The following is a 12,434-nucleotide window of genomic DNA, read 5'->3' as shown; positions in this document are numbered from 1 at the left end:
CGCAGCATTTGCACTTGATAGATGCGTTTGACGCCATGTCAGCCCCGCGCCGTGCTAACGTTGCGGCATGACCACTCCCGATCTCAATCTGCTGATTACCCTGGACGTGCTGCTCGCCGAAGGCAGTGTCGCCCGCGCCGCCCAACGACTGCGCCTGAGCCCGTCGGCCATGAGCCGAGCGCTGGCGCGGTTGCGCGAAACGACAGGCGACCCGCTGCTGGTCCGGGCCGGACGCGGCCTGGTGCCGACGCCACGAGCGCTTGAATTGCGCGAACACGTCAGTCGATTGGTGCAAGACGCCGAAGCGGTTTTGCGCCCCGCCGAACAGCTCGACCTCAAGCAACTGGTTCGAACATTCACGCTGCGCACCAGTGACGGCTTCGTGGAAAACTTCGGCCCGGCGCTGATCGCCCGCGCCAGTGAGGAAGCCCCCGGCGTGCGTTTGCACTTTGTGCAGAAGCTGAGCAAGGACAGCGCCGCACTTCGCGACGGCTCCGTTGATCTGGAAACCGGTGTGGTCGGCGGTACGACCAGCCCGGAAGTGCGCACCCGGGCATTGTTCGAGGATCGTTTCGTGGGCGTCGTTCGCACGGGGCATCCGCTGAGCGAGGGCGAGATCACTGCCTCCCGTTATGCCACTGGCCGGCACATCCTGGTCTCACGGCGCGGGGTCGATAAGGGGCCGATGGATGAAGCGTTGGAAGCGCTGGGACTGCAGCGGGAAATCATCACCGTCGTCGGCGGTTTCTCGGCCGCCCTGGCGCTGGCTCGCGCCTCGGACCTGATCGCCACCGTGCCTGCCCGACATACCCAAAACCTGCGCACCGGCCTGCACAGTTTCGATCTGCCGTTCGAGCTGCCGCCGATCACCATTTCGATGCTCTGGCATCCGCGGATGGATGCCGATTCGGCGCATCGGTGGCTGCGTGAATGTGTTCGAGAGGTTTGTGCGCGGCCCTGAGGAACCCTCAACCCTTCCTTTTCTGAAGCCCCTTCAACCGCACACTCGCCCGCTGCGCCGCCGCCATTTTTTCCGGGCGCTTCATGCGTTTCCACTTTCTGATGTCGTCCTTGGTGCGACCACAACTGACACACAGTTCACCACTGAGCTGGCAAACGGAAATACACGGATTTTCGATATCCTTGGCCACGGCTCAACCTCGCGTCGAGCGCTTGGGCGCCAGGCGTTGCTGCCAGTTGCCGCCATTGGCGCGCTGACATTGCTCTTCAGAATCAAACTGCACATGGGCCTCGACCGGGCTGACGAGAACGTCCGCTTCATTTAATGCTACGGCCGTCAGTTCGACCATGCGCTCGCCCTGCCCGCTCGCCAGCGCCTGATCCTTATGGGCCTGCGTATCGAAGACCCAGATCACTCGCAGGCTGGATGGAAAGGCGTCGTAATCGATTTCGTGGGTCAACCAGCAAAACCCGACTATTTCCGCTTTGGCTGTTTCGCACGCCTCGGTCAGAGTGGCGACCAGGCGACGTTCGATGTGTGCCTGATCGCGTTTGCTTAAAGACATCGGGTGGATCCTTGGGTGGCGGTCAACGAAAAAGGCCCATCATACGTGACCTCACTCGCCTTTTCGGCTCGTTCCTTAAACGAGACACGGAACGAATGCGAAGTTGATTTTTCCCTCAGAACGGCCGATACACCGGAGTGTGATATCTGCCGCTCCTGCTTTCCTCAAAGGACATGAGGCACGTTCGCATACATGACTAACCAATCGAATGGAATCCATCGCAATGAGTTTCACTGTTCTAAAGAATGCATCACTTAAAGCCTGGCTCATCTTCGGGAGTGTGGTTGCGGTTCTGTCCAGCGTTGTAACGATTTACCCTACGCTGCATGACGCCAACCCAACCAACCCGCGCTTCGTCGGTCGTTGGAAAACTGATTACACCTATCCGATCACCAACGGCTCGTTTGAATTCAAGGGCATCACTGAGTACTTCCGCAATGGACGATACAACGTCAATGGCACCGTCATCGTTGACGGAACTGTTGAAGCCAAACCTTACCGTTTTGAGTACAACGTAAACGGCGCTGGTAGTTGGACGGCCGACTCCAGCCTGCTTTCGTTCACCCTGGCTGACATGAAGACGATTCCCATGTCGTATGTAATTGATGGCAAATCCATCCCACCGTCACTGGTTGCCAAGTTGGTTGGGCCGTCCATGCCAAACTTGAGCGACGCTTACGCGGCCGGCGCATCCGATGAAGCACGAATCCTGTCGATCAAGGACGATGAGATAACGCTTGAAGCCAACGACCCAGCAGGAAAAGCATTCACCATGCGAACCTACAAACAGAACTAAGTCTCACCAGGCTTCACTACGAAAAAGGACGGATCGATTTTGATCCGTCCCTCCCATCGTCCTACTTGCTTGTCTTTCGCATGTGTATCAGCGCGACACGGCGCCCATCCTGCGACACCCGCTCCTCAACCCCAAACGGCACAAACCCGAGCTGCGGATACAAAAGCAGCCCCGCCGTGTTCTCGTTGAAACACGAAAGCTGCACCTCGCTTGCCCGATGACGTTCAAACGCCAGCCCCACCATCGTTTCCACCAAAAACCGCGCGACACCTTTCCCCCGAGCCTTGGGCGAAACGATCACATTGCCGATTGAGCAAACGCCATCGCGCTCAAACGAATAAAAGTTAGCAAAACCGACAACAGCATTATCCCCTTCAACCACCGTTGAGTCCGAGCGTTGAGCTATCGATGCAAGCAGCTGAGCCTCCGTCAGCGGGTACTGTGCCTTCGGGAACATGAAAAAAAGCTCTTGGGGCGTTTGAGGAAAGTCGCAAATCGTCAACACGTCTTCAGCACTGACGGGGCGGTGGGTTAGCAGCATTGGTTTGGTTCCATCCAAAGGTCGATGCGACAGATTACGTTTTGCCGGCGCTGGATAAAAGAAACGCGTAACAGCGACTCCATCTCGACGGCTCAGATAAAAGACTATCCCTATCACCTCCCAATACTCCCCCTATTAGCTGACTGCTTTATAGGCGTCTACCCTTACTGGAGCGCTGGCATCAGCCGGCCGGTTGAGACCTGAGAAGAGATACGAATGAGTCAGGAAACGTACTAGGCTTGCCGTGGGCCACCGTGCTGGCAACTCGATTGCCGCTATCCGGATTTCCCGTGTGACCACGACGATCAATTGATCGCACGGCTGCAGCCTATGTCATTGATTCCGCTCGTCGCTATTGCGTGCCCAACCCCGGGCCGGATAGCCGGATGAACACGACCAAAGGTAGCGCACACATGGCAAATGAATCGAAATGCCCGTTCAATCACGCCGCCGCTGGCGGTGGCACGACGAACCGCGATTGGTGGCCGAACCAACTGAATCTGAAGATCCTGCACCAGAACTCGCGGCTGTCCGACCCCACGGACGAGGGTTACGACTACGCCGAAGCGTTCAAAAAACTGGATTTTGCGGCGGTCAAGCAAGACCTGCATGCACTGATGACTGATTCACAAGACTGGTGGCCTGCGGACTTCGGTCACTATGGGCCACTGTTTATTCGCATGGCCTGGCACGCCGCCGGCACGTACCGCGTCGGTGACGGTCGTGGGGGTGCCGGCTCCGGTCAGCAGCGCTTCGCCCCGCTCAACAGTTGGCCGGACAACGTCAGCCTCGACAAGGCGCGCCGGCTGCTTTGGCCGATCAAGCAAAAGTACGGTCGCAACATCTCCTGGGCTGACCTGATCGTCCTCACCGGCAACGTTGCACTGGAGTCGATGGGCTTCAAGACCTTTGGCTTTTCCGGCGGCCGGCCAGACGTCTGGGAACCGGATGAGGCMGTCTACTGGGGCTCCGAAAACAAGTGGCTGGCAGGTGACACCCGCTACGAAAAAGACAAAAAAGAACCCATGCAAGAACCCGGCGAAGGTCCTCTCGTCGCTGAGCCGGGGAAAAATGAGGACAGCCGCACCGAGGGCGAACGCAACCTGGAGAACCCGCTCGCCGCCGTGCAAATGGGCCTGATCTACGTCAACCCCGAAGGCCCGGAAGGCAACCCGGACCCGGTCGCTGCGGCGATAGATATCCGCGAAACCTTCGGGCGCATGGCAATGAATGATGAAGAAACCGTGGCGCTGATCGCTGGCGGCCACGCTTTCGGCAAAACCCACGGCGCCGGCCCTGCCGACAACGTCGGTCCCGAGCCCGAAGCCGCTGGCCTTGAACAACAGGGCCTGGGCTGGAAGAGCAAATTCGGCAGCGGCAAAGGCGGCGACACCATCACCAGCGGCCTGGAAGTGACCTGGACCACCACGCCCACCAAATGGAGCAACAACTACCTGGAAAACCTGTTCGGCTTCGAGTGGGAACTGACCAAGAGCCCGGCGGGCGCCAACCAGTGGACGGCGAAAGGCGGTGCCGGCGCGGGCATCATTCCGGATGCTCACGACCCGTCCAAGCGGCGTAATCCGACCATGCTGACCACGGATCTGTCACTGCGATTCGACCCGATCTATGAACCGATTTCGCGGCGCTTCCTCGCCAATCCGGACCAGTTGGCCGACGCCTTCGCCCGCGCCTGGTTCAAACTGATCCACCGCGACATGGGCCCCCTCTCCCGCTACCTCGGCCCGGAAATGCCCAACGAAGTACTCCTGTGGCAAGACCCGATACCACCGGTCGACCATGCCTTGGTCAACGACAGCGACATCGCCGCTCTCAAAGGCAAGCTCCTGGCCAGCGGCCTGACCGTCTCGCAACTGGTGTCGACCGCCTGGGCAGCGGCTTCCACCTTCCGCGGCTCCGACAAACGTGGCGGCGCCAACGGCGGACGCCTGCGTCTGGCCCCGCAGAAATCCTGGCAGGTCAACCAGCCTGAGCAACTGGCGAGTGTGCTGGCGAAACTCGAAAGCATCCAGAACGAGTTCAATAGCRCGCAAACCGGCGGCAAGAAAATCTCCCTGGCCGACCTGATCGTGCTGGCCGGTTGTGCCGGCGTCGAACAAGCGGCAAAAAATGCCGGCCATACCATCACGGTGCCTTTCACACCGGGACGCATGGACACCTCGCAAGAGCAAACGGACGTTGAATCCTTCGGCTACCTCGAACCCGCCGCCGATGGCTTCCGCAACTACCTCAAAACCCGCTACAGCGTACCGGCCGAGGCCCTGCTGATCGACAAGGCCCAACTGCTGACCCTCACCGCGCCGGAAATGACCGTACTCATTGGTGGCCTGCGCGTGCTGAACACCAACGTCGGCCAAACCCAACACGGCGTGTTCACGAAGCAACCGGGAGCGTTGACCAACGACTTCTTCAAAAACCTGCTCGACATGGGCGTGGAATGGAAACCGGTGTCGGAAGCCAACGAGGAATTTGAAGGACGTGATCGCAAAACCGGCGACCTCAAATGGACGGGAACACGTGTTGATCTGGTGTTTGGCTCGAATGCACAGCTGAGGGCGTTGGCTGAGGTTTATGCCAGCAACGACGCTAAGGAGAAGTTTGTGAAAGACTTCGTGGCAGCCTGGGTCAAGGTGATGAATCTGGATCGGTTTGATCTGAGGTGATGCTGGCGCTCAATCCAGCGTGAAAAAAGCCCACTGACCGTTACTGGTTCAGTGGGCTTTTCAAGTCTGGGTACACGACGGCTGTCACGCCATCAACGTCGCCCTGGCTCAAGCCAAAGTGGAACCGAATCACTAGCGATATAGGTATTTCCCGACTAGGGTTCTCAGTAGCGCATCACCGACGTGGCGAACCGAAGGAGCCAGATCAATTGATGAGGTCTTTTTGTGTCGCGGTCGCATTCGTAGCGCCCATCGTGTTGTCCACCACGGTCGCGGCTGAAGTACTTGCGCATAAGACAGCGCTCGCTTTTGTTGCTCAAACCCATGTGGGTGACAGCCTGCCAACACTGGCACTGTTGGCGGCAAAGAAAACCCAAACCTTTGCGATGCTCATTGAAAAGTTAGGAAGTGAAAAAGCACACAGTGCCGTATCGAGCGAAATTGACGCGCTACTTCCGCAGTACCAGCCGAAATGGAATCAAAATCTTGCTGCGGCTTATGAGAAGTCTTTTACTGAAGAAGAGCTGTTATCACTCGCGTCTGAAGGCCAGGCATCCAAATACGCTGGCAAAGTGCTGGAACGGCGAACTGACATCGGCAGAGACATGCAGTCCAGCTCTACCCCGATACTGATTGCCCTTGTATCCGAGGCACTTAAAGCGGCCTATTCCAAGCATATTCGTTGAGGCGGTCTTGGCCCCCCCTGCCATCAGCTTGTCCGAAGAAAACCAACGCCTCCCAGTGTGGAGGCGTTGTGCTTTTTGCTGATCGCAGGACGAGACTAAACGGGAGAAATCGTAGCCAGCGCACCAATCAAAATGGTCAACACCAGAAATCCACCCAGGAAAATTGCCATCTTGCCCATGGGGCCTCCTACGCTATGAGTTTGCGGTGCAGCGGTTACCGCCACTGCTGACCGTGCCGTCATTGTGAGCCGCAGGCTGATCCCATTACAGATGCAGATAGCCAAGAAAAATACGGATCAGATCCGACGCATCAATCCACAATGAACAACTTCGCACCGCTGGTGGTAAACGAGCGGTGCCCCTCGGCATCGTTGCCCACCTGATAGCTCATTCCGGCAGTCAGTGTGAACTGGCGGCCATCTTCCAGTTCTGTGTGTAGCTCGCCTTCCAGGCACAACAGGATATGACCTCTCCAGCACCAGTGATCGGCCAGATATCCGGGGCTGTATTCAACCATCCGCACACGCGTTGAACCAAACTGGCAGGTCCGCCAATAGGCCATGCCCGTCTGGCCGGCATGTTCGACCGGTTCAATCTTCGACCAATCGGTAGTCCCAAAGGGGATGGCGGTAAGGTCCATTATTGCCTCATCAACTTGAAGTGAATACGGACCCTATCAACCGGACCACGCTGCCGATAGACACAGATAGCCCACATTTACGGAATACAGGCTTGAGAGCAAAAACTAGTTGCCCCGCCCGCCACCAAACGACCACTCATCTGCCGCGGTCGTGGTAATCACCACCATCACGTCCTCAGAATCGATGCCCGGCGCTCGGCCCAGTTTCTCGACCAGGTTGCGATAAAAACGCTGTTTCGTCTCGATGTCTCGAGGGCGACCGGCAGTAATCGCGATCAGCACAAAGTCATCACTACGAGGACCGCCCAGGTAGTCGGGATCAAAGATCAGCTCGCCCGTTTCATGTTGGTGAATGACCTGGAATCGATCAGCCATCGGCACTTCGAAGCTTTCTACCAAGGCGTCGTGCAGCCCTTGTGAGAGGGCCTGTAAATACTCGGCAGACTTTCCCCGGTGCAGTGAAATACGTGCAAATGGCATTAAGACCTACTCCTGAAAATCCAACTGACAGGGGAAAACTATCAAGTCGCGATCATTCCGAATATCAGATTTAATAGCGGCCTTAGTCCCGAATTAATGGATGATTCGATGCGCCGTCCGACCTTCGATCTTGATGTGCTTCGCACTTTTGTGACTGGCGTGGAGTTCAACAGCTTTGCCAAAGCGGCGGATCGACTCAATCGCTCGACATCTGCCGTGAGCGCGCAACTCAAGAAACTCGAGGAACAGGTAGGCTCGCCTGTGCTGGCCAAATCCGGTCGAGGGCTGGTGTTGACGCCGGTGGGTGAAACCCTGCTCAGCCACGCCCGCCGACTGCTTGAACTGAACGACAGCATTTTCCAGACCCTGCACGAAAGCCAGACCGCCGCCACGGTACGCCTGGGGCTTCAGGAAGACTTTGGCGAACACTTTCTCAGCGACATTCTGCGACGCTACGTCAAGATGTACCCGATGGTGAGCCTCGAAGTCAGGATCGCGCGCAATGCCGAACTGCTTGCATTGATCGACAGCGGCGGCCTGGACCTGGCCCTGTCTTGGGACACAGGGCACAAGTCCCCCTACGCCACGCACCTGGGTGAAACGCAGATGCACTGGATCGGGCCTCGTGACTCGCCCCCCATCAACCGCTCTGTCGATTCCCCCCTGCCATTGATCATGTTCGACGCCCCTTGCGTGTTGCGCAGCGCGGCCACCCAGGCACTGGATGAGGCGCGGATTCCCTGGCGAATCGCGCTGACCAGCCCCAGCGTTGGTGGAATCTGGGCGGCCGTTGCGGCCGGTTTGGGCCTCACGTTGCGAACCCGCATTGGTCTGCCAGGGCATCTCGCCGTGATTGCCGGTCTACCCCCGCTGCCGACCCTCGGCTATGTGCTTTATCGAGGGGCAGAACACTTGGCGCCTGCCCCCCGACAATTGGCTGCTTTGATACAAACGAGTCTGCAAGAGCAGGCGTTCAGTATGACTAGAGGCTCCCCCGCTTGATGCTGCCTAAAGCAGGTCGCTCAAAGTGTCGTACTTGTAGTACTGGCTGTAATTCAGAACATCTCGAGGCGTCACCTTTTCCGGAAAAGGGCTGTACATCGGGTCATCGATCCGATGGAACTTGAGCGTATCGGGAGCCGCTGCGTCAGGTACGTAAGCGGCGGCGGGATGCTTCGCTTGCCATGCCGCCCAGAGCCGGTCGACATTGCAATGATGCAGAAAAAACACCGGGTCGTTTGGCGAAGACGACAACCCCATGTCACCGCCGACCCACACATGGACGTTGTTGTGAATGCGTTCTTTGCCAGTCCATCCCTCGATGTAGTTGCGCGCACCACCGGTGGATTGCGCCGCGTCGTAGGGCACTTTGTCATACAGGGTATTTTCCTGGATGACCTTGCGTACATTGGCTCGGCTGGGCAGCGCCCCACCTCCCCCCAGATAACGCACCAGGGGGCGGTTTACCCGGCCCAGTTCCATGGTGCGGCCATCACCCATCAGTCGTACCCGCCACTTCCCGTCCACGAACTGTCCAAGGTACTGATTCGACCAGATGACTGATGTCCTGGGGTCCTGAAGTTCCGCGTCAGTGTTCCAGTCCCAATATGGAATTCGAAAGTGTGGGTCATTTACCGCTTTGCGAAGCAACGATTCCAGCCGCACTAGAAAGTAGCGATGCCACGGTAAAAATGATGGGCCTCCATGCGCAGCATTCCTGGCCATCTGCCCCGCAGGCGTTGAAATCATCATGGCCCGGTGGTGCCAGGCCACCAAGGAGTCATAAATCGAGAGATTGGCCTGCCCAGGCCAGGGATTCAGCGCAGGGTCCTTGAGCAGCTTCACCCCTTCGACGTATTTCTGAAGCGCCGCGAGATCTTTGACAGCATTAGACCTGATCATGATGTGCTCCGTGATCATGGTGAACGGGATGGTCGGAGTGCTCTCCCCCGTCGCCATTGCCCTTGGCGAAAGACTCGGGATAGGCATCGATCACCGCTGTCATCAAATCGAGAGCCGATCCGTAAGAAACGAATGGAGTGGCGTGCGTATGGACCTGTCCAGCATCGTCCACAAACAGATGCGCCTGGACCGGGGCCCCATCCACCTCCACCTGGTAGGTGGTCACGATCCGGACAACGTGCCCTTTGTGATTAATCTCGCGAACCGTCCTGGCCTCATGGCCTGCATGCGGGTCCACGTACTCGGGAAACTGCTCCTTGATCCACGCAGGGTGCATTTTGTCAGGATCAGTGATGGATATCTCGGCGAGAGCAGCTATGTCGGGCGGGCTCAACAGCACGTTGGCTTCGGTAGCTGAGGGTTCAGGGCTGGAGACATTTTTCCTTGTCATGATTCCTCCTGGAGTGTGCCCCCGGACGATTGCCCGGACTGGCTGGAGAAAGTGTAGTTGGTGATGGGTAGACATGCTGTTGAAGCCAGAATAATGGGACCGGATGCATCTCTCCTGGGGGGCGGACATTCAGTTTGAACACGGCTGCCAGTCCTCTGATCCCTTGCCAGGAAAGAATGATCCGAAAGACCAGGGTGGAGCCTCGACTTCATGGCTCCCGGTTATATGCCTGAACTGGTTGAGCACAGGCAGCTAGTAACCGTAGATACCGTCCTGAACCTCACCTACTCCTGCGGATCAATCTGACCCAACAGTATATTGACGTCAAAAAACAGAAGTCGCGCGATTACAGCTGAGGGATTGGGCGTGAAATATAGGCCTATGATTTATATAGACTTTTAAAAAAGTCGGAATTGGTAGCGCAGAGTTATCTAGAGGCTTCTATTATTTCGTTATCGCCGAATTCGGCCCAATCATTATTATGCGTCAACGACAACGCAAGCCCTTGATCAATAATTACGGGAGGGTAACATGTCGACAAAAAAAATAACTGCCTTACTCGTGCTGGCTTTTAGCTTTTTCGGAGTGACGAGTTGTGCCAACATAAGAAATTATTCAGAAGTCTCAAGCGAAAGAAACAAGAGCATTGTTCCTGATATTGACTATTATGACCTTGCATACAATGTAGATGTTATTGTGCTTCCTGCAGAAATAAAAACCAAAGAAAATGCAGATACAGACAACAACTTTTCAGGTGAATTACAAATTTCAAACTGGGGAAACTCCATCAAGAATGCGACCCAGAAAGAAATTCATAACAGTGATCGCTTTATCGAATTTGGACATTACAGCGGCCGCATTGAAATAAGTACAGAAATATCTTCAGTATCTATAAGCAACGCCCGAGGTGGGACTCGATCGAAATGCAATGTTGTTTACACATATAAAGATTTAGCGGCAGGAAAAACACTCTCCAGGCATGACAGTGCCATTGAATTAATAGCGCCCCCCTCTGCCATACCAAAAACCAGCAATAGCTTTTTTTACAGCCTTGATCAACTGACATATGCTATTGCTCGCGAGGCGATTTCTGGCCTCATTCGATTGTCGCCTGTTGCCGACATCCAGCTAACGCAGAAGCAAGTGAAATTTTATAATTCAAATATCAAAAGAAAACCCAACCAAATTATTAGCTACGTGCCGATTGACAGTCTTATCCACAAGAACAAAAAAGAACTAAACTCTGCTTTTTCAATGGCCAAGAAAACGCAAAAAAATAGCAATAAGTCGACGAAAAAAAACAAGCCAACAGTTAAATTAGACACCGTCTCCGCTCCCGCCGCCCACCCTCTGAAATCTAATAAAGCTAGTGATACACCCACCGCAAACACCGTGACATCGAGTGACAACACTGTCAGTCAGAACTCAAGCCAGGCTGCGACTGAAAACAAGAAAGACGATAGTAATTCAAGCGAAATAGCTAGTTCATCGGAGCGCTTGAAGGATGGGACCATTAAAAACGATGAGCCCAATGATGACAGCAGTGGATATATAGCCACCCCGGAAAACCATCAACCTCAAATCGATGTATCGGCAGAGCAAGAAAGAGCATTGGATGAATGTTTGAAGAAGGAAAAAGAAAAGTTACAGGGAGCGACTGACAATGCCGCATCACGTACCGGATATACAACCGTGTCGGGACTCTATCAACCTCAAAACAAGATATTAGCAGTGCAAGAAAGAGCAATGGATGAATGTTTGAAGAAGGCAAAGGCAAAGTTACGGTGAGCGACTGGCAATGCTACTTCACGTACCGGATATACAGTCGCGTCGGGACGGCAGCAGAAGAAATCGCGCAGGCGTTAAGCCAAGCCAAAATACCCGGGCTACACGCCATCAAAAAGATAAAGCCAAAGGACTTCGAAGATGATCTTGAAGGGCAACAAGGCATCATTTTCTTCAAGGATTTCTGGCGCCGAGGCAACGAGACCTTCGGCAATCGCAGCGGCGATCATATCGATCTATGGAACGGGCGTAGATTAACGGACTGGATGAGCTACCCTCGTATTCAGTTGGGGTTCTCCATTGAGGGCAGCTTCTCCGACTACCACGAGTCGAAGGAAATATGGTTTTGGAAGGTCATATGAAAATTGTTAAAGGGGCATTGTTCGTCATTCTTATTGTTGCCCTGGCCATTGGAGCGTTTAACTTGATATTCGTGACAGTGTCTGGCTACTTTGGGCCGTTCTACGAGAGTGAGGCAGACCAAAGTCGGAACTTTGCAATTTGGCTTTTGGGTAATGCGGGGGTTGGGTTGCTTTCGGTTGTCATGGGTGTCGTTTTGTATCGGCGATATCTGCGACACGCGAACACCACGAACACCACGAACACCACGAACACGTAGGAGCTACCGAAGGCTGCGATCTTTTGATCTTTCGCCCACAAAAAAGCCCACTGACCGTCACCGGTTCAGTGGGCTTTTGACAGGGCTTCTAGTTACAGAGCCATATCCGTCGCAGCATTGGCCTTCGGCGCCTTAGCCGGAGCAGCCGGAGCAGCAGCCGGAGCCGCCACCTGACCAATCACCGGCGGCGGAGTCAGCTCCAACACCTTGGCGGTGTAAGCCCACTCTTGAGCCACTTTCTCAGGGCTGTTGTTCAGCTGAGTGCCGTAGCTAGGCACGATCTGGTGCAGTTTTTCCTGCCAGGCTGGGGTGGCAACCTTGTCC

At 55.5% G+C, this 12,434-nt stretch carries 16 protein-coding genes; 8 read left to right on the top strand and 8 right to left on the bottom strand.

Going from position 1 to position 12,434, the window contains the following annotated elements:
* Window positions 1-67: 67 nt before the first annotated feature.
* Window positions 68-961 carry a LysR family transcriptional regulator gene (locus AC1DIS_RS21495; protein WP_111453768.1) on the top strand — a complete coding sequence of 298 codons (894 nt, stop codon included), beginning with the start codon at window positions 68-70 and terminating at the stop codon, window positions 959-961.
* A gap of 7 nt (window positions 962-968) precedes the next feature.
* Here the strand turns inward: AC1DIS_RS21495 and AC1DIS_RS21490 are convergent, their stop codons facing one another.
* Both AC1DIS_RS21490 and AC1DIS_RS21485 read right to left on the bottom strand, forming a co-directional pair.
* A complete protein-coding gene (locus tag AC1DIS_RS21490) occupies window positions 969-1,151 on the bottom strand; it encodes a DUF1289 domain-containing protein (RefSeq protein ID WP_081626539.1) in 183 nt (60 codons plus the stop codon).
* A 3-nt stretch (window positions 1,152-1,154) separates the two neighbouring features.
* Window positions 1,155-1,526, bottom strand: coding sequence for a hypothetical protein (locus tag AC1DIS_RS21485; protein ID WP_477744412.1), 372 nt, complete (start codon window positions 1,524-1,526; stop codon window positions 1,155-1,157).
* A 223-nt stretch (window positions 1,527-1,749) separates the two neighbouring features.
* Here AC1DIS_RS21485 and AC1DIS_RS21480 point away from each other — a divergent pair, with 223 nt between their 5' ends.
* Window positions 1,750-2,322: a hypothetical protein gene (locus AC1DIS_RS21480; RefSeq protein ID WP_477744411.1), complete on the top strand. Its 573-nt coding sequence runs from the start codon at window positions 1,750-1,752 to the stop codon at window positions 2,320-2,322.
* 61 nt (window positions 2,323-2,383) lie between these two features.
* Here the strand turns inward: AC1DIS_RS21480 and AC1DIS_RS21475 are convergent, their stop codons facing one another.
* Entirely contained in the window at window positions 2,384-2,863 is a 480-nt protein-coding gene (locus AC1DIS_RS21475; RefSeq protein WP_064616944.1) for a GNAT family N-acetyltransferase, read from the bottom strand.
* A 386-nt stretch (window positions 2,864-3,249) separates the two neighbouring features.
* Between AC1DIS_RS21475 and katG the strand changes: the two genes are divergently transcribed.
* Both katG and AC1DIS_RS21465 read left to right on the top strand, forming a co-directional pair.
* A complete protein-coding gene (gene katG, locus AC1DIS_RS21470; RefSeq protein WP_477781070.1) occupies window positions 3,250-5,547 on the top strand; it encodes a catalase/peroxidase HPI in 2,298 nt (765 codons plus the stop codon).
* Between the two features lie 254 nt (window positions 5,548-5,801).
* On the top strand, window positions 5,802-6,233 hold the full coding sequence (locus AC1DIS_RS21465) for a hypothetical protein (protein WP_256597089.1): 432 nt from the start codon (window positions 5,802-5,804) through the stop codon (window positions 6,231-6,233).
* 310 nt (window positions 6,234-6,543) lie between these two features.
* On the opposite strand, the gene AC1DIS_RS21460 is transcribed toward AC1DIS_RS21465, so the two are convergent.
* Window positions 6,544-6,873: a DHCW motif cupin fold protein gene (locus AC1DIS_RS21460; protein ID WP_018928161.1), complete on the bottom strand. Its 330-nt coding sequence runs from the start codon at window positions 6,871-6,873 to the stop codon at window positions 6,544-6,546.
* Between the two features lie 105 nt (window positions 6,874-6,978).
* Window positions 6,979-7,353 (bottom strand): tautomerase family protein, encoded by a 375-nt coding sequence (locus AC1DIS_RS21455; RefSeq protein ID WP_064616942.1) that lies wholly within the window; start codon window positions 7,351-7,353, stop codon window positions 6,979-6,981.
* Window positions 7,354-7,461: 108 nt separating this feature from the next.
* Here AC1DIS_RS21455 and AC1DIS_RS21450 point away from each other — a divergent pair, with 108 nt between their 5' ends.
* Window positions 7,462-8,355 (top strand): LysR substrate-binding domain-containing protein, encoded by an 894-nt coding sequence (locus AC1DIS_RS21450; RefSeq protein ID WP_477744409.1) that lies wholly within the window; start codon window positions 7,462-7,464, stop codon window positions 8,353-8,355.
* A gap of 6 nt (window positions 8,356-8,361) precedes the next feature.
* On the opposite strand, the gene AC1DIS_RS21445 is transcribed toward AC1DIS_RS21450, so the two are convergent.
* Together AC1DIS_RS21445 and AC1DIS_RS21440 are read right to left on the bottom strand one after the other, a co-directional pair.
* On the bottom strand, window positions 8,362-9,255 hold the full coding sequence (locus tag AC1DIS_RS21445; protein ID WP_018928164.1) for a tyrosinase family protein: 894 nt from the start codon (window positions 9,253-9,255) through the stop codon (window positions 8,362-8,364).
* A complete protein-coding gene (locus AC1DIS_RS21440; RefSeq protein ID WP_018928165.1) occupies window positions 9,242-9,706 on the bottom strand; it encodes a hypothetical protein in 465 nt (154 codons plus the stop codon). Before AC1DIS_RS21440 ends, AC1DIS_RS21445 begins: the two co-directional genes overlap by 14 nt.
* Window positions 9,707-10,237: 531 nt before the next feature.
* On the opposite strand from AC1DIS_RS21440, the gene AC1DIS_RS21435 reads away from it, so the two are divergent.
* Genes AC1DIS_RS21435 through AC1DIS_RS21425 form a run of 3 tightly spaced genes read left to right on the top strand, consistent with a single transcriptional unit; the run spans window position 10,238 to window position 12,110 of the window.
* Window positions 10,238-11,494: a hypothetical protein gene (locus AC1DIS_RS21435; RefSeq protein ID WP_477744408.1), complete on the top strand. Its 1,257-nt coding sequence runs from the start codon at window positions 10,238-10,240 to the stop codon at window positions 11,492-11,494.
* Entirely contained in the window at window positions 11,461-11,853 is a 393-nt protein-coding gene (locus AC1DIS_RS21430) for a T6SS effector amidase Tae4 family protein (RefSeq protein WP_477744407.1), read from the top strand. The genes AC1DIS_RS21435 and AC1DIS_RS21430 overlap by 34 nt, the downstream gene beginning before the upstream one ends.
* Window positions 11,850-12,110: a hypothetical protein gene (locus AC1DIS_RS21425; protein ID WP_477744406.1), complete on the top strand. Its 261-nt coding sequence runs from the start codon at window positions 11,850-11,852 to the stop codon at window positions 12,108-12,110. Before AC1DIS_RS21430 ends, AC1DIS_RS21425 begins: the two co-directional genes overlap by 4 nt.
* Window positions 12,111-12,202: 92 nt before the next feature.
* On the opposite strand, the gene AC1DIS_RS21420 is transcribed toward AC1DIS_RS21425, so the two are convergent.
* The coding region (locus AC1DIS_RS21420) for a malate:quinone oxidoreductase (protein WP_477781069.1) at window positions 12,203-12,434 on the bottom strand (232 nt) is incomplete at its 5' end.

Source organism: Pseudomonas sp. 05N433, assembly GCF_056396925.1.
Note: the sequence above shows the minus strand (reverse complement) of the source record. Positions and strands in the feature narration are given on the sequence as shown.

Excerpts from the sequence above, each read along its gene's own strand:
- AC1DIS_RS21430 (WP_477744407.1), top strand. The coding sequence starts at position 11,461 with ATGTTTGAAGAAGGCAAAGGCAAAGTTACGGTGAGCGACTGGCAATGC.
- AC1DIS_RS21425 (WP_477744406.1), top strand. The coding sequence starts at position 11,850 with ATGAAAATTGTTAAAGGGGCATTGTTCGTCATTCTTATTGTTGCCCTG.
- AC1DIS_RS21495 (WP_111453768.1), top strand. The coding sequence starts at position 68 with ATGACCACTCCCGATCTCAATCTGCTGATTACCCTGGACGTGCTGCTC.
- AC1DIS_RS21485 (WP_477744412.1), bottom strand. The coding sequence starts at position 1,526 with ATGTCTTTAAGCAAACGCGATCAGGCACACATCGAACGTCGCCTGGTC.
- AC1DIS_RS21435 (WP_477744408.1), top strand. The coding sequence starts at position 10,238 with ATGTCGACAAAAAAAATAACTGCCTTACTCGTGCTGGCTTTTAGCTTT.
- AC1DIS_RS21475 (WP_064616944.1), bottom strand. The coding sequence starts at position 2,863 with ATGCTGCTAACCCACCGCCCCGTCAGTGCTGAAGACGTGTTGACGATT.
- AC1DIS_RS21455 (WP_064616942.1), bottom strand. The coding sequence starts at position 7,353 with ATGCCATTTGCACGTATTTCACTGCACCGGGGAAAGTCTGCCGAGTAT.
- AC1DIS_RS21450 (WP_477744409.1), top strand. The coding sequence starts at position 7,462 with ATGCGCCGTCCGACCTTCGATCTTGATGTGCTTCGCACTTTTGTGACT.
- AC1DIS_RS21480 (WP_477744411.1), top strand. The coding sequence starts at position 1,750 with ATGAGTTTCACTGTTCTAAAGAATGCATCACTTAAAGCCTGGCTCATC.
- AC1DIS_RS21440 (WP_018928165.1), bottom strand. The coding sequence starts at position 9,706 with ATGACAAGGAAAAATGTCTCCAGCCCTGAACCCTCAGCTACCGAAGCC.
- AC1DIS_RS21460 (WP_018928161.1), bottom strand. The coding sequence starts at position 6,873 with ATGGACCTTACCGCCATCCCCTTTGGGACTACCGATTGGTCGAAGATT.
- AC1DIS_RS21445 (WP_018928164.1), bottom strand. The coding sequence starts at position 9,255 with ATGATCAGGTCTAATGCTGTCAAAGATCTCGCGGCGCTTCAGAAATAC.